17 protein-coding genes are annotated in these 15,888 nt (G+C 44.3%); 11 read left to right on the top strand and 6 right to left on the bottom strand.

Translation table 11 applies throughout. The features are described from left to right. Window positions 1-33: 33 nt before the first annotated feature. The gene (gene mqnE / locus MKY95_RS27565; protein WP_047841294.1) at window positions 34-1,140 is read right to left on the bottom strand and encodes an aminofutalosine synthase MqnE; all 1,107 of its coding nucleotides are present in this window, start codon (window positions 1,138-1,140) and stop codon (window positions 34-36) included. A gap of 629 nt (window positions 1,141-1,769) precedes the next feature. Here mqnE and MKY95_RS27560 point away from each other — a divergent pair. The 9 genes from MKY95_RS27560 to MKY95_RS27520 all read left to right on the top strand — a co-directional run bounded on the left by MKY95_RS27560 (window position 1,770) and on the right by MKY95_RS27520 (window position 8,287). Next, window positions 1,770-2,126: an iron-sulfur cluster assembly accessory protein gene (locus tag MKY95_RS27560; RefSeq protein WP_036605753.1), complete on the top strand. Its 357-nt coding sequence runs from the start codon at window positions 1,770-1,772 to the stop codon at window positions 2,124-2,126. Window positions 2,127-2,350: 224 nt separating this feature from the next. Then, window positions 2,351-2,992 (top strand): NAD(P)-dependent oxidoreductase, encoded by a 642-nt coding sequence (locus MKY95_RS27555; RefSeq protein WP_339200061.1) that lies wholly within the window; start codon window positions 2,351-2,353, stop codon window positions 2,990-2,992. Between the two features lie 302 nt (window positions 2,993-3,294). Then, window positions 3,295-3,642, top strand: a complete 348-nt coding sequence (locus MKY95_RS27550; protein WP_288991239.1) for a hypothetical protein — start codon at window positions 3,295-3,297, stop codon at window positions 3,640-3,642. Between the two features lie 99 nt (window positions 3,643-3,741). Then, entirely contained in the window at window positions 3,742-4,287 is a 546-nt protein-coding gene (locus tag MKY95_RS27545) for a 2'-5' RNA ligase family protein (RefSeq protein ID WP_339195418.1), read from the top strand. 146 nt (window positions 4,288-4,433) lie between these two features. After that, window positions 4,434-4,955, top strand: a complete 522-nt coding sequence (locus MKY95_RS27540) for a hypothetical protein (RefSeq protein ID WP_339195415.1) — start codon at window positions 4,434-4,436, stop codon at window positions 4,953-4,955. A gap of 129 nt (window positions 4,956-5,084) precedes the next feature. Beyond that, complete coding sequence (locus tag MKY95_RS27535) at window positions 5,085-5,969, top strand: AraC family transcriptional regulator (RefSeq protein ID WP_339195412.1); 885 nt, start codon at window positions 5,085-5,087, stop codon at window positions 5,967-5,969. A gap of 173 nt (window positions 5,970-6,142) precedes the next feature. After that, window positions 6,143-6,721 carry a hypothetical protein gene (locus MKY95_RS27530; RefSeq protein ID WP_339195410.1) on the top strand — a complete coding sequence of 193 codons (579 nt, stop codon included), beginning with the start codon at window positions 6,143-6,145 and terminating at the stop codon, window positions 6,719-6,721. 151 nt (window positions 6,722-6,872) lie between these two features. Next, the gene (rarD, locus tag MKY95_RS27525; protein ID WP_036673338.1) at window positions 6,873-7,751 is read left to right on the top strand and encodes an EamA family transporter RarD; all 879 of its coding nucleotides are present in this window, start codon (window positions 6,873-6,875) and stop codon (window positions 7,749-7,751) included. A gap of 194 nt (window positions 7,752-7,945) precedes the next feature. Next, the gene (locus tag MKY95_RS27520; RefSeq protein ID WP_339195407.1) at window positions 7,946-8,287 is read left to right on the top strand and encodes a hypothetical protein; all 342 of its coding nucleotides are present in this window, start codon (window positions 7,946-7,948) and stop codon (window positions 8,285-8,287) included. Window positions 8,288-8,296: 9 nt separating this feature from the next. On the opposite strand, the gene MKY95_RS27515 is transcribed toward MKY95_RS27520, so the two are convergent. The 3 genes from MKY95_RS27515 to MKY95_RS27505 all read right to left on the bottom strand — a co-directional run bounded on the left by MKY95_RS27515 (window position 8,297) and on the right by MKY95_RS27505 (window position 10,827). Beyond that, window positions 8,297-8,752, bottom strand: coding sequence for a hypothetical protein (locus MKY95_RS27515; RefSeq protein WP_339195404.1), 456 nt, complete (start codon window positions 8,750-8,752; stop codon window positions 8,297-8,299). A 450-nt stretch (window positions 8,753-9,202) separates the two neighbouring features. Further along, window positions 9,203-10,216, bottom strand: a complete 1,014-nt coding sequence (locus MKY95_RS27510) for a glycosyl hydrolase 53 family protein (RefSeq protein WP_051446931.1) — start codon at window positions 10,214-10,216, stop codon at window positions 9,203-9,205. A gap of 383 nt (window positions 10,217-10,599) precedes the next feature. Continuing rightward, window positions 10,600-10,827 (bottom strand): hypothetical protein, encoded by a 228-nt coding sequence (locus tag MKY95_RS27505; RefSeq protein WP_017692425.1) that lies wholly within the window; start codon window positions 10,825-10,827, stop codon window positions 10,600-10,602. Window positions 10,828-11,075: 248 nt separating this feature from the next. On the opposite strand from MKY95_RS27505, the gene ppk1 reads away from it, so the two are divergent. Continuing rightward, window positions 11,076-13,157: a polyphosphate kinase 1 gene (ppk1, locus tag MKY95_RS27500; protein ID WP_036605760.1), complete on the top strand. Its 2,082-nt coding sequence runs from the start codon at window positions 11,076-11,078 to the stop codon at window positions 13,155-13,157. Here the strand turns inward: ppk1 and MKY95_RS27495 are convergent. Together MKY95_RS27495 and MKY95_RS27490 are read right to left on the bottom strand one after the other, a co-directional pair. After that, on the bottom strand, window positions 13,117-14,646 hold the full coding sequence (locus tag MKY95_RS27495; RefSeq protein ID WP_339195401.1) for a Ppx/GppA phosphatase family protein: 1,530 nt from the start codon (window positions 14,644-14,646) through the stop codon (window positions 13,117-13,119). The two genes, ppk1 and MKY95_RS27495, sit on opposite strands and share 41 nt — an antisense overlap. Before the next feature lie 26 nt (window positions 14,647-14,672). Continuing rightward, window positions 14,673-14,927, bottom strand: a complete 255-nt coding sequence (locus MKY95_RS27490) for a hypothetical protein (protein ID WP_017692428.1) — start codon at window positions 14,925-14,927, stop codon at window positions 14,673-14,675. Between the two features lie 237 nt (window positions 14,928-15,164). Here MKY95_RS27490 and MKY95_RS27485 point away from each other — a divergent pair, with 237 nt between their 5' ends. Then, complete coding sequence (locus MKY95_RS27485) at window positions 15,165-15,824, top strand: YheC/YheD family protein (protein ID WP_076253234.1); 660 nt, start codon at window positions 15,165-15,167, stop codon at window positions 15,822-15,824. Window positions 15,825-15,888: the final 64 nt, after the last annotated feature.

Here is a 15,888-nt window from a genome sequence, read left to right as displayed (position 1 = left end):
TGGTGCAATATTGGTTGTGAATGGAGTTATATCCTATTCGTACACTTGAATTTCATTGTAGAACGTATCACGTTCTACCGGAATACGTCCTGCACCTTTAATGAGCCATATGAGCTCTTTACGTGTAAGGCCTTCAGGTGTGAGTGCACCTGCCGCATGACTAATCCGTTCGCGAACGATTGTGCCGTGTGCATCCGAAGCACCGAATCCAAGGGCAACTTGAGCCAGCTGTGGACCGATGTTAATGAAGTATGCTTTGATATGATCGATGTTATCCAGCATCAGACGGCTGATCGCAATTGTTTTGAGATCCTCATAAGCCGAGTTACGACGCATAATGCTCGCGTTTTTACTTTTTGGCTGCATGGAAAGTGGGATAAAGACCATGAATCCGTTGGTCTCGTCTTGCAATTCACGGATCTGCACCATATGGTTGACGCGGTCCTCATAGGATTCAATCGATCCATACAGCATCGTTGTATGGGTACGCATGCCCAGGTTATGAGCAGTACGGTGCACCTCAAGATAACGATCGACGTTCGCTTTGTCTACACGCATTTTTTTGCGATATTCATCCGACAGAATCTCAGCGCCGCCACCAGTCAATGTTTTCAGACCTGCTTTTTGCAGCTCCTGCAGAACTTCCTTAATACTGAGTCCGCTGATGCGAGTGAAGAAATCGATCTCGGCTGCCGTGTAGGCTTTAAGCGTAACATCCGGATATTTCTCGTTTAAAGCACGCAGGGAATCGACATAATACTGAAAAGGAACATGGTTGTTATGTCCGCCTACGATATGGAACTCACGTACGCCCGGATGAATATGCTGTTCTACATAATCGATCATTTCCTGACCGGATAATGTATAGGAGCCTTCTTCACCCTGGTCTTTGCGGAAATTACAAAAAGCGCAGTGAGCTTCACATACGTTTGTAAAATAAAGACTCATGTTTTCGATGAAATATACTTTCTTGCCATTCTTTCGCAAGTTGGCCTCATTGGCCAGCTGGCCCAAAGTTAGCAGATCATCTGTTTCATACAGATATACGCCGTCTTCTACGTTCAGCCTTACGCCGTTCTGCACTTTCTCAACGATTTCAGCCATTCTTTTGTCTGTGAACGGTGTTACCAATGTAGACATACTGTTTCCTCCTGTTCTTAACCGGATTTGAGTTGTGTGTAGGATCTGTATACAGAACTACATAGCAAAGATGCGGTCAACTGCCGCCTTCTTATATGGACTAACTCTTATTTACCCGGTGCAGCGTGTGCTGCGTACGTAAAGCTAATTTTTTCATTAAAGTGAGTCTTGTGACTCTATATGCATTGGGGACTGCGGACAGTCTCGAAATGTGAAAAAAATTACAACTCTATATATGATCGTCACCTGAATAAGTCATGGCAAAATATCGACATTTCAGTGCGACCACCTATTCATTATAAACCTCGTGTCGCGGGGGTTCAATACACTGGGAAGAAAAAGGAGTTCAGGGGGAACGCGGAAAGAGGCAAACATGACTTGAGACCCTTGACGGGGTGGAGTATAATTTAAAGAAGAGTTAATGAAAGGTTGTTCAAAAGTACGCTTTTGATTACGAAGGATGCCTAGCGGCATCTCAGCGTCGAATATGGGATTCAGCCGAAATGTCCGTTGCTCACGTAGTTTTGCCTACGCTCCGCTACTCCATTTCTATCTTCATCCCATCTTCTTGGTACTGAAAAGCGCCCTTTTTGAACATGATTTTATATGAAAAAGGAGAGTGACCTGGCATGATTAACATCAGCGAAACGGCTGCTGACAGATTGAAAGAGATGCTTGCACAGCAAGAGACACCTGGTATGTTCCTGCGTCTTGGCGTAGCACCGGGCGGTTGCACCGGATTTTCGTACGCCATGGGCTTTGACGATAAAGAGTCCGATGAGGACCTGTATATGGATATTCAGAGTATGAAGGTTGTAGTCGAGAAGGAAAACCTGAAGTATCTGGATGGTCTCGAAATTGATTTTGAAGAGTCCGGTATGACGGGTGGGTTCACCATCCATAATCCGAACGCGGTAGCCACTTGTGGCTGTGGATCTTCTTTCCGTACGAAGGAAGACGCGGGTGTGCCTGATAAGGATTGTTAAGAAACTGAGTTGTACAGCGGTTTCCCGATTCTGTTTTGAAATAAGCAGTTTGCAATCCCTTTAATAGATAGCCTCTGAATTGTATCCGTTTTGCACGGGCATGATATCAGGGGCTTTTTTGCGTGTACTGATTGTGCATGGTTGACAAACTTAGTTGTAACAACTATAGTTACAATATAAAGTTCAAACATAAACAATATCGATAATTTAAAGGAGAGATCATGATGAACATTGCAATCATTGGTGCAACAGGCAAAGCAGGAAGTGTAATTTTGAAAGAAGCAGCAGACAAAGGGCATAAAGTAACGGCAATCGTTCGTAATGCATCCAAATTGGAAGATAAAAGCCTGAATACGCTGGAGAAAGATGTATTTGATCTTACAGCTGAAGATGTTAAAGCGTTTGATGTGGTTGTAAATGCATTTGGTGCCCCAGCGGGTAAAGAAAACCTGCATGTGGAAGTAGGACAAGCGTTGATCAACATCCTGAAGGATGCACCAAACACTCGTCTGATCGTGGTGGGTGGAGCAGGAAGCCTGTTCACAGACGAGTCCAAAACATTGCGTGTCTTTGAATCCCCAGGATTCCCGGATGCTTACAAAGCAACTGCAACGAACCAAGGCCAAAACTTGCAGGATCTGCAAGCATCTTCGGGTATTCAATGGACGTTCCTGAGCCCGGCTGGATTCTTTAATCGAGAAGGTGCACGCACCGGCAAATATCAAGCAGGCAACGACGTTATTCTCGTGAATAGCGAAGGCAACAGCTACATCAGCTATGCAGACTATGCGATTGCTTTGGTTGATGAGATCGAAAATCCACAACATAAAAACGAGCGCTTTACCGTTGTTGGCGAAGTGAAGTAACACTTTTAAATGATAATATGGAAATACAAACGGACGCTGATCTCCACAGATCAGTGTCCGTTTTTTTATGTTATCGAAGAGGGATGTTCTGCAATAACGTTAGACAGGTTAGATGATTATTGTTCAACTTCCAACTACTCCTTTGAATCTATGTTATATTATTCTAAAGATGGGAAGGAAATGTGATTATGTGAGAACCATCATCTCTTCATTGGAATTGCTGCGAGTTCAAAAGTATAAGGGAGTGAACAGTTGTGAAGATGTATTCCAAAGGAGTTATACTATTGATCTTTGCGGTTTTTATGATTAGTGTATCGAGTGGTTCAGGGTTATCCCAATATACAAACGTTAAAAATAAGATGAATCAATTTCACATTACTTCTCTTTATCCGAAAAATAAGAATGGACAGACATATGGTTCTGCCGCATATGCGACTTCTCCAGAAACGGAACCTGATTTAATCTTGGCTACTGGTGTGGATGGTACAGACGGATATCTGCTGAAAAAAGACATGGATGGCGAGCAACCCAAAACACCTGAAGAAGCTATTGCGATACAGAACAGCAGATCACCAGATGGTCGTGATATTCCACTGTATGACAAGGATGGTGAAACCGTAATCGGTGTGTTTCATGTTGGAGGAAAGTGAAACGTTACTGAAATGAACACCATTCGGCAGTTGATCAAAAGGGTCGGCTGCTTTTTGATTTTAAGCTTTATTTAGTTTGGTAAAGGACGTGAAGGTAATATGAAATACTTCATTGGAATTACCCCTCCAGATGATTATAAAGAAAAGATTGTGGCATTTCGTGATCGTTGGGCAAGTAATCGTCTTAATGATGTAGTCGAGCCTCATATCACTGTAAAAGCGCAGGGTGGTCTTACCGTTGATCTTCATTGGTTAGAAAGTGTGAGACAGACATGCTCTTTAATGCCAAGTTTTCAATTATCATTATCAGAACCGGGATCGTTTGGAAGTGCTGTTACATTTCTTAGTGTTGAAACGAGCAATATCATTGAGTTACATCGAAATTTGGTAAAAGCGATTTCTCCATCACAAGAACTTTTAGACCGTTACTTTGAAATGGATAAATATCATCCTCATTTAACCTTGGGGCAAACCTATTGGGGTATGAACGAGACTGAGATAGAAGAAATGAAGCTCTTAACAATTAAGGAATTGGCTCCTTTTCCAACCTTTGCTGTCAATTATGTACACGTATATAAAGAAGTTGAACTGAATAAATACGTACCATTTGAAGACATCCAATTGGGAACTGAAAAAGAGAAGTGATTCAAATAATAGGACAATAAAACAAGGAAACTCCTGATCAAAGGAATTGGCTGTTTCCTTGTTTATGTAATGGCAGAATAACGCAACTAGTTAATGAACGAATCGTCAAAATGATGAATATACTTCTGCACATTGGAGGGAACTTGATGTATTTTAAACCTATCCGTATTGTAATGGGGCTAGTTTTTTTTATCATTGCTGGGTGCAATAACGAGGTCACGATGATGGGTACAGATGAACTCACGATTACAGGTGATCAAAAGACTGCCACAGAATATGTTAAGGCAAAAGGTTATAAAATTTCTTCGTACGATGGTCAAGTTCAGAAATACACTCTAAACAAAGATAAACTACTCTACGGGATAACGGAAACGATACCATATAGACAGACCTGGGGGGTTCAAAAAGTAGAACCCGAACAGTATTTCGGAATGGAAATATCGGTATATAGCTTTACAGTAACAAACCATCCTCTGGGAACGTTTGACGATAGTAAATCCAAAGTTTCAATATTACTTTGTGAAGGCAAAGTTATAGGGGGAACATCCTTCCCGAATACAGCAATGGATGGGGCACCATATTCGTTGGATGGAAAAAAATTGGAAGAAGTAACGGGAAAAAGTTTTCAAAAATGGAGTGAAGAATGGGAAAGGAAATACGGCACTTAAAAAGTCAAAGCTAACGGAAAGGATATTTACAACATATATCTTTCCGACGGGTACGAAACTTAATTGCGCACAAATAGTTGCGATACGAAAACCTAACGAAACTATACTTTGGTTGAGAGGAGGGATGAGATGGATTGGCTTATGAGGATGAATCGGGCATTGGATTATATTGAAATGAACTTAGTCGGCGAGATCGAATTGAAGGAAATTGCTCAATGTGCTTATTGTTCTTCACATCAGTTTCAGAGAATGTTCTCGTTCATTACCAATGTTTCACTTGCGGAATATATACGAAGAAGACGGCTGACTCTCGCTGCAATTGAATTGCAGAATAGTGATAGGAGAGTTGTTGATATTGCCATAAAGTATGGGTATGAATCACCGGTATCATTCGCAAGAGCTTTTCAATCGTTGCATGGTGTTAATCCAGCGATGGCTCGTGAAGAAGGGACTGCCCTCAAAGCCTATCCTCGGCTTTCCTTCCTTATTTCAATTAAAGGGGAAGAGCCTATGAACTATCGTATCGAAACAAAAGAATCTTTCGAAATATTTGGAATCGAGAAAGTGTTTCAATTAAACGGGGTAGAGACACCAGCAGAATTATGGAAGCAAAGCCACGAAAATGGCGAGGTTGAAAGACTTGCTACAAATGCCGGTGATCTACCAAACTCTTTGAATTCGAATTATCATAAAGTGCATGCTGTGTGTAGCTACAAAAAAACTGGGGAAGATACTTTCCCATACATGTTGGGTGTATTTAAAGGTGAAACAAGTAAACCCGATGGTTACACAAGTATAACGATACCAGCACATACGTGGGCGATCTTTTCCTCTGATCCCTTTACATGGGATAAATTCGATGCAACCATTGAAACCTTATATAGACGATTCTTTTCTGAATGGCTTCCTACTACAGGATATGAACAGGTCGACGGAATGGAATTTGAAATTACTGGAGTTAAAGATGGACTGAATTTTGTTGAGTTATGGTTTGCTGTAAGAAAAATATCTTAGTTTTATTTCTTTTAGATTAGTCTTGAATAATAACTTAATAAAGACAAATGGAGCAAACAATTGTGTCCGATTGGTTGCTTCTTTATTCATTCACCTAATGGCCAGGAAAAATGCAACATTTTTCCTGTTAAACAGGTCAATAAAGATGTACCAATTAACATTATGAGAAGAAGGTGGAAAAACTGAAGCTTCGTATAATCACGTTAATTTTTTTTATATCTACCGTGTTCTTTATCTCAAATGCACAAGATGTTAACGCTTTGTCATGTGTTGAATCGGGAAGCCCCCAAGAAGAGTTAGAAATATATGATGGAGCTGTATATGGTGAAGTAAAGCAAGTAAAGGTCGACTTGAAGCAAGAGGGATTTACGGGGACCAAAGAGAAAATTAGATATATTTTAGTGGAAGTTGAGAGGAGTTGGAATACTGAAGTTGACTCTCAACTAATTATTGCAACTAACTTCACATGGGGATTTGATTTCAAGGAAGGTAACAAATACTTAATATACTTTAGCGAAGTGGATGGTGAATTAAGTAGTAGTCCGTGCAGTTTGACCATCGAAATGAATCATTTGAACCAAGCAACTGAACTATTCGGGGAAGGATATCCACCAAAACAACAAGTGAACGTAGAACACAAAATGTGGTTTATGTTTGAGCAAGATATTGATTTGTTTATCGTAGGTGTAGTCGTATTTGCGGCGATCTTTACCTTCATCATGAGAGTAAGAAAGAAAAAGCGCAAAGCATAATTTGGTAGTGCTAAACGTGTAGCTTTTGCTCAAACAAAAAGTCATTTGAACTAGGCATGGATTCCTGTATGACCTATTACCCCCTTTACTTAAACGAGGATCGAGGCGTATAATCCGTTGAGATATCAGAGCAATAAGAGGGGATACAGTTATGAATAGTGGATTAATCAACGCGATCATTGCGTATATCATGTGGGGAGTTCTCCCGCTGTATTGGAAGTTGTTTGAAAATGTACCGGCAGGTGAGATTTTATCGCACCGGGTTGTCTGGTCATTTGTCTTTATGGGGATTTTCGTTGCCGTCCAACGTCGTTGGAGTGACATGAAGCGCATTCTGACCAGTCGTTCGACCCTGTTATCCCTTACCGCGAGTGGACTGCTAATTGCTATTAATTGGCTTATCTTCATTTGGGCGGTTAACAACGGTCATGTCGTTGAGACAAGTCTGGGCTATTATTTGAACCCGTTACTAAATGTGTTGCTGGCGGTTGTCTTCCTTCATGAAAAGCCAAACCGTGGACAATGGCTCGCGATTGCCATCGCTGGTGTCGCGGTGCTTATCATCGCTATCGACTACGGACGTTTCCCTTGGGTTGCGATCTCGCTGGCCGTGTCATTTGGCTTGTACGGTCTGGCGAAGAAGAAGATTAAGCAAGACGCTTCTGTGGGTTTATTTTCGGAGACAGCTGTAGTTCTGCCCGTCGCACTTGGCTACTGGATCTACTTGGCTGTTGTAGGAAAAGCAACGGCATGGACGCTACCTGCGCCGATGTTCTTCGAACTGTTACTTTCCGGTGTGGTGACGGCGCTGCCGCTGCTGTTCTTTGCACGGGCGGCTGCTCGAATGTCGTTGTCCACACTCGGCTTTGTGCAGTATATTGGGCCAACAATCATGCTGATCCTGAGTGTGTTTGTGTTCAAGGAAACGGTCTCGCCAGTTCTGCTCGTTGGTTTCGCACTCATCTGGACAGCGCTTATCGTATACGCTGCCGCATCGATACGTGCTACGAGACTCGCTAAGGTAAGCTGAACAGAGGTATCTGGTATCGACATAATTGCCCTTTCTGCCAATGAGGTGGAGAGGGCAATTCTTTGTTTGTGGGGGAGCGATAGGTCGATAAAAACTAAAAAGGAAGGCTGATCAACGTTATGGTAAAATACAGGAGTAGTAATCAAAAATAGTAACCAAAAAGAGTAATAGAAAAACGAGGAGGCGACAGATATATGATGGTTAATAACCGTTACCGCAAACGTGATCCATTCTTTGTAAAGAAGGCTGTAGTTCAGATACTATTTCAGTTTGCAGTTTCAGCGATAATCGGTATTATATATGGGTTCATGATGGTCAACGAGACGATAGGTGGATATATTAATAAACTATTACCGAGCACGGATGGTCCGGATCTTCATTTATATCTGCCCGTTGTGGTTACGGTGTTCATCTACTCGTGTTTTATTCAGAAGAAACAACGGATTTTTCTTGAAAAAATCTCATTTAGTTTTCTCCATATTTTTGTTGCCCTGCTAGGCTGTATTTCTTCAGTTGTTATGTTATTGGTGATCTAATCCAAATCCCTACGTATCCACACCTTCAGCCCCATCAACTGCATCGATGACACCGACAGCGAGTGTTGTTACCGCAGCAGCAGCTAAAAGATTCTTGGCACCAAGCTTCACTCTGTCCTTATCTTCCTCTTTCATGCCCACAACAACATCTTTACCGCTGTTATATACGTACTTTGCTGATATCGCTACACCTTTTGCAGTATTGGTTACAGCACCTCCAATATCGGCAAGCCCCGCGTCTATGGCGGTATCATCTTTTCGAATTGCACCACTGGCAAGATCATATGTCCCGCTAGCCAGTTGTCCAACGGTTTTGCCTGTATTAATTGTGGCTTTCTCTACGCCGTTCCCGATTTCTTTGATAAAGGGGCTTCCCGCAATTTCACCAACAACCCTCACGCTGCCGCCCAAGACTCTCCCGGTAACTTCCCCAGCTAACTGACCGAACCCTTTTAAAAAACTCATCTATTTTCCCCCGCTCTTAAAATAAGCTAACCGATGTTCTGCATGATTTTATTTTATTATATTCATATGTAAGCGAAAAAACCATTCTGCATTTAGCCTGCTCATAAGAACGTTGCGCCCCCGGAATGCCCTGCACGCTACCCAAATGGCACCCTCAACTGTACATTCGCTCCAACGTAAAAAAAGGCGCTACTCCCACCGGGAACAGCGCCTTCCGCTCTTCATTACCCTAATCCATTTGCCTACACACGGTTTTAGAAGTGTCTCAAGGAGCAGCAACGCAGTGGAGGGGGCGGAATCGATTCTGAAGAAGCGGAGCGTTCGCCTTTGTATCCTAATTTCAACTTTTGAAAGTTGTTCAAGAAATTAGGATACAACAGCGATCATAAGAACGATCCGCCACCGGAACGCCACCACTGCTCCCATCCAAACTTCTAACCTCTCCGTGTTCTAGTCAATAAATCCTTCCATGACAACAGTTGGCATCATATTCGACTGCCAAGCGCCCTTACCATATCCACTGTTATAACCTGGTGTAGCCTGAGGCTCCCAGTAGAATACACCTTTACCTTTGCCATTTGGCAGATTGCGAATTTGGTTTTTCATCGCGGCAACAAAACTTTTGCCAGCTGCAGCCTGGTTATTGTCCATGCCAATTTCGGAGATGATGATCTCTTTGCCATAACGGTTGATCATATCCTTGGCGTTGTTTACCGTATTTGTCACAGCGGTGTTCCAGCCGGAAGCTGAAGGATAGAGGGACATGGCGATCATGTCAAAGTTAGCTCCGTTGTTAATCAGACCACCAATATTCCATACATAGAGGGCGTTATCATCTCCACCTGCCAGATGCACAATGGTTTTGGTGCCGCTGCTCAGGGACTTCACTGCGTTATGGCCTGTGTTCACCAGCCACGCATAGTTTTTCATGTTGGTGGATGCTTTGCCATCTTCCCATAACATACCGTTGCTTGTTTCATTACCGATCTGTACCCAGTCAGGGGTAACGCCTTTGCTTTGCATCGCCGTCATAACTTCACGAGTGTGGTTCCATACCGCATCCATGAGCTGTTGGAACGTATAGTTTTTCCAGGCAGCAGGTTTGGTTTGCTGACCAGGGTCTGCCCAGGAATCGCTGTAGTGCAGGGTAAGCATCACACTCATGCCAGCATTCTTGGCACGTTGTGCGAGTGCAGCCGCACGATCCTTATTCATGTAACCGTTCCCATAATCATTCGAAGGATTAACGAATACCCGAATGCGAACGGAGTTGATTTGATAGTCTTTTTTCAAAATATCAATGATGTCGCGCTGTACGCCGTTTTTATCTTTCCATTTGTAACCTTGGGCTTCCATTCCGGGAACCCAACTGATGTCGGCTCCTTTGGCGAAACTTGGTGCTGCGCTGGCATGCTGACCTGCGGGCAACATGATGGAGGTGAATAACAAAACAAAAGCCAACATGATGGATGTCTTGAAACCCCTTACATTTTTGAACATTACAAGATGCCTCCTCGGATTTAGGTTGAGTTGCATCCTAATTATAGCCATCCTGGTTTACTCTACTAAAGGGTTCATTTCCAATATTTTGGGTGTTTTATCAACCTCTCTACAGAAAATGAGAAAACAAAAAGCCGTCCGAAGACGGCTTTTCTACCCGTGGCGCTTTTTGAAACATTGATCCGTATCCCGCGCCTCCACCAGACTCTTTTAATTTGAGCTAGTGGATCGGGTAAGGGACACGTTCAACATGACATTAGAAATGTTGACGCACCTCCTTTCCTTGTGGCAAGAGTATACAACACCTTGTTTCGGAAAGCTAGTCTTTTTTACGTATTTACGAAAAATTATTTTTCAGTCTGGAACATCGTGATATCTCGTGCATAATGGCTCTTGGTTCCGTCATTGTTTCGGATGCGCACACTGTCTTCACTGATCCGCTCCACAATGCCACAACCGACCTCGCAATAGACACCAGCCGGGTCTTCCTGCCATGCGCTTACCATACATTGGGATAGTGCAGCCGTGAAAAACTCTATATTTTTTTGTAACGTTCTAGGTTTGTTGGATTTCATTATATACTCCTTTAATCAACTATATTTGGAATGAGAACAAGCAACCGGACCAAATCACACTGTACTTCACTTTACTCTGTCTATTGACCTTTGTAAAGGGATGGAAAAAGTTGCGGCCATGAGGTATCATTTACATAAATTTTACGTAGCGTTTACACTGCGCTGACGCTTGATGTTGATTACGAATAGTACAATTATATGAGAACTTCTAACCAAGAATAGATATGCAACACATTCGGAGGCCATACATGCATAGAGACGTCAAAACAGGCAACTACGTTAATCGTGATTTGAGTTGGGTTGAATTTAATCGGCGCGTACTTCAGGAGGCCCAGGATCCAACAACGCCTCTGCTGGAACGCATGAGATTTCTCGGCATTGTCGCTAGTAATCTGGACGAGTTTGTCAGTGTAAGGGTGGCGGAGACAAAAGAGAAGATCAAGGCCGGATTCACGCAAAAAGATTTTACAGGATACACGCCTTCGGGATTGTACCGCAGATTGATCAAACGAACCGGGACCATGGTCGCCGAACAGTATAAAACGTATCGTGAACTCATTCGTCTACTCGCCAAGAAAGGCGTGAACATTCAGGAATATACAGATCTTAATGTGACACAGCAGCGCGCAATGGACCAGTACTTTCATGAAATTATTTTTCCGGTACTCACACCGATGGCGATTGACCAGAGTCGTCCGTTTCCACTGGTACACAACAAGTCTGTCTATCTGTCCGTGATGTTACAGAAGGAAGGGGAGCAAGAGGGCGAGCCGTTTATGGCTATTGTTCAGGTGCCTTCCAATCTGCCGCGGGTAGTTCAGGCTCCAATTCGGGCGAATAGCAAAAAGAAAACATTCATACTGATTGAAGACCTTATCAAACATCATATCCATACGCTCTTCAGCGGATATATCTCGCTTGCTGCACAGGAATTCAGAGTGACCCGTAATGCGGATCTGTTTATTAATGAAGAAGAAGCGGAAGATCTGCTTGAGGCTATTGAAAAAGAATTGCGCCGCAGACGCCGCGGGGCTCCTGTACGACTGGAAGTCTGTAAGGATTTTCGTCCGGATGCCTTATTGGAACTGCAGGATGAATTTGATATTCAGGACCCGGTATATGAAATTGATGGACCACTTGATCTGAGTTTTCTGGCGGGATTCGTAGACAGTCTGGAAAGTTTCTCACATCTGAAATACAGTCCGGTGAAGCCAGTCTACCCACTTGAGTTTCTGCCAAGAGAAAGTCATTTTGAGCTGCTACGCAAACGCGATGTACTGGTGCATCATCCGTACGAATCGTTTGAACCAGTCACTGATTTTATATTGGAGGCTTCAGAAGATCCAAGAGTTCTGGCCATCAAGATGACCTTATATCGGGTCAATGGCGATTCACGCCTTATTCCGGCACTTGCACTTGCCGCTGAGAGTGGTAAGCAGGTCACGGTGGTGGTGGAACTGAAAGCCCGGTTTGATGAAGAGCGCAACATTGCTTGGGCGCGTAAGCTGGAGAAAGCCGGTTGTCACGTGGTATATGGACTGGTTGGACTGAAGACCCATGCCAAAATAATTCTTGTTGTACGCAGGGAACAGCAGGGGCTGAGACGTTATGTTCATGTAGGAACCGGTAACTATAATGAGAGTACAGCCAAAGTGTATACGGACGTGGGACTGTTCACCTCTAATCCGATTATTGGGGAAGATGCATCCGAATTGTTCAATGAGATTACCGGATACTCCGGTCCGAAGGCATTGCAGGCGTTCCGCGTAGCTCCGGATGGTATGAAGGATGAGCTGTTTGCACTGATTCGTAGAGAAACAGAGCATGCACTGAAAGGCAAACCTTCCAGAATTATTGCCAAGATCAACTCCTTATCCCATCAGGAAATGATTGATGAATTGTACGAGGCTTCTCAAGCTGGCGTGCAGATCGATCTGATTGTGCGTGGTGTATGTTGTCTGCGTCCGGGGGTAGAGGGGCTCAGTGAGAATATTCGGGTCATTAGCATTGTGGATCGTTTTCTGGAGCATTCACGGTTGTTTTATTTTGAAAATAGCGGCAACCCCGATGTATTCATCTCCAGTGCAGACTGGATGACACGTAACCTGAATCGAAGAATTGAACTGATGTGTCCCGTATTTGATCCAGAGCTGAAAAAGATGCTAGTGGATATCCTTAATCTGTCCCTTATGGATAATGTCAAAGCGAGACAACTTATGCCTGGTGGCAATTATGTATTTGTAGAAAATGAAAAGCCCCCGCTGAGAAGTCAGACGGAGGCCATGGGTATTATCCCTTGGAAGCCTGCTGAATGGAGTGCGTTAACGTAACTCCCCAGGCTTCCTTCAGATCCTTGACGGCCTCTTCCAGGCCATCAAGTTCCAGTAACGGCTCAGCTGTACAGGTGAATTGCACCTGCAGCGAGTCGTTTTCTTTTGTTGCTTTGATCGCAGCGATGCTCTCGGATCGATTGATGGCTTCAGCTACGCGCAGCAGAGAGCCTAAACGATGAGCATGCCGCTCATCCGAGTTTTTCAGAATGTCCCGGTGCTTATTCAGCAGCTGGGGCGTTCTTTTTTTGGGATGATAATCAGCTGCACTGGCACTTAGAATGGTCTCCCGATGAGAAAGTCCATAAATGCTCGAATTCATAATCCAATAGGCCGAGTGCTGTGTATAACGGAAATAGTTAATCTGTTTACCTGCCATGTGCAGCATGGAGGCTGCATACAGGATTCGGGCATCTGCTTGATCAGGAGGGGTACCTTGTAATGCCGTATACAGGGTAACCGTATCCTGATGAATCCGTTGCAGACGTTTCTCTGGGATAGGCGGACCAAAATGGATAAAGTTGCGGATACTGTCTTTCAGCGCGTCCGGAACGACCGGCTGACCTCCAGCCATGTAATCACGCAACAACCCGTCTCGTAGACCCGCGCCACTAACCACATAACGATCTCCCTGTATTATCTGGAAGACAGTTCGCAGGATCAGTACGCCGGGCACAATGATGTCAGCGCGATCTTTGGCGAGCCCTGGTACCTTTTTGCGCTGTGCCGAGGTGAGATGTGGCAAGGAGCGAGCGATGTTCTCCATCGCTTCCTCACTGATCTCATAATGATGGCTGACAGGCAAAGAATACTGGGTACGCTTCTGTTCCACTTTGGCGAGTGTACGCATTGTGCCGCCAAGTCCGATGAGTGGCAGACCAGGATGCTCACGAATCCAATCCTGTCCACGGAGAGCCGCGGTGACTTCGTTGCATAATGCATTTGCATTCTCCTCAGTCCACTGATCTTCGCCCCCGTAACGGGCATGTGAATTCACTGCACCAATAGGGAGGGAGATGCTATGTAACCTTTTCCGATCCCGAAAGACCGTGATCTCTGTGCTGCCGCCTCCAATATCCACGACGTAACCGTCTGCCAGATCAATGGATTGAGTGACACCAAGGAACCCATAATAGGCCTCCCGATCTCCCGATACACATTCAATGGTAAGCCCCGTCTCTGTCTCCAGCCATTCAATAATCTCCAGGACATTGCTTGCATTACGAATAGCTGCGGTAGCTGCTGCGCGAATCAGTTTGGTCTGGTACGCTTCACAGGTCGCTTTGAATTGACTCAAGATGGTGATGGCTTTATCCAGAGAATGGCGCAGAATGGTTCCATCGGACTCAACAACGCTGCTCAGACGAGCGGCGTATTTGTCTTCATGAATGATGCGATAGGCTTCGTCCTGGTCCAGTTCATAGATAACCAGACGAATGGAGTTCGAGCCGATATCAATAATTCCTAAGGTTTCATTAGTACGTGTCATAAGCATCTCCTTCTACAGAGGTTCAACTACCCGAAGTGAAGAAGGGCAGCCATGGCTTCCGGTGAACCTGGCGGTGTGGCAGAGAAGGGCGTAGTTAACATAACAACAATGATAAAGACGATGAAACAGGCAAATATAAGACAACTCACGGCAAAACCGCGATTACGCTTTTGCATAAACAGTCGAATACCTGTGACAAAGAGAAGTACCGTAACAGCTACCAGAACGATCGACATTGCAAAATAGGCTACGCCATAAAGTGATTTGAAAAATGCTTCCATTTGTTCTTAACGCTCCTTAGATCCTCATATTTAAGCCCTTCCAAGCCATTCCTTAGTAGCATACGACAGATTGACTTGTTTGAAAAGCAAACCGGGCGCGTGTTCCCGTTTCCGCCATCACCCTGGGACAGGTTACATGGAAAAGGGGCCTTTGCCGTGGACAGACATCCAAGAAAGCAAGGCTTCTGTTGAGTATGTATAAGGAAGGACTATTGTTTCAAGGAAGGAGATCAACCCATGTCGAGACAACTTGCAAGCAAATGGCGGAAGACAGCGGCTCTGATGAAATATCCGGTAGCTGCTGTCCATATCCCACAGACCAAGGCATTCAACTCGGGTAATCTGCTGCAAATGCTCAGTCGTTATGGAATGGTGTATGTCAAACCTATTGTAGGAGGCGGAGGTTACGGTGTTATCCGGGTATCGGCCAGCGGTGGGGCTTATCGATACACCCATATGAAAACAACCCGTTCTTTCGCCAGTTTCAGCCAGATGTATCGCTCTCTGGTGCGTGTAAAGGCTAGACGCAAGTACTTGATCCAGCAAGGCATACATCTGGCAACAATTCAAGGGAGACCTGTTGATTACAGAGTCAAAGTTGTCAAAACCCAACGAGGCTGGGTATTCCGTTCCTTAGTAGGACGACTCGCTCGTCCCGGACTCTGTGTGACGAATCTGAGCAAGGGTGGCACCATGTTATCAGGAAGGCGAGCTCTTGGTTTATCCCTGCCACATATATCCGGTCGGCACAAACGCCGGGAAATGCGTTCACTTACACTGACATGTACGTACATTATGGAAAGTCAGTTCCCTGGTGTAGGTCAGCTTGGATTTGATTATGGACTGGATTATTCAGGCAAGATCTGGATTCTGGAAGTGAATACCAGACCCCAATAGAAAATGAATGGGAAAACTCAAGAAAATTCAAGAAAAACCGATAATATATAAAAGAAAACGGTAT

It is taken from the genome of Paenibacillus sp. FSL P4-0176 (assembly GCF_037975265.1).
Classification (GTDB): Bacteria; Bacillota; Bacilli; order Paenibacillales; family Paenibacillaceae; genus Paenibacillus; species Paenibacillus amylolyticus.
This window is presented reverse-complemented; position numbering and strand designations above follow the sequence as displayed.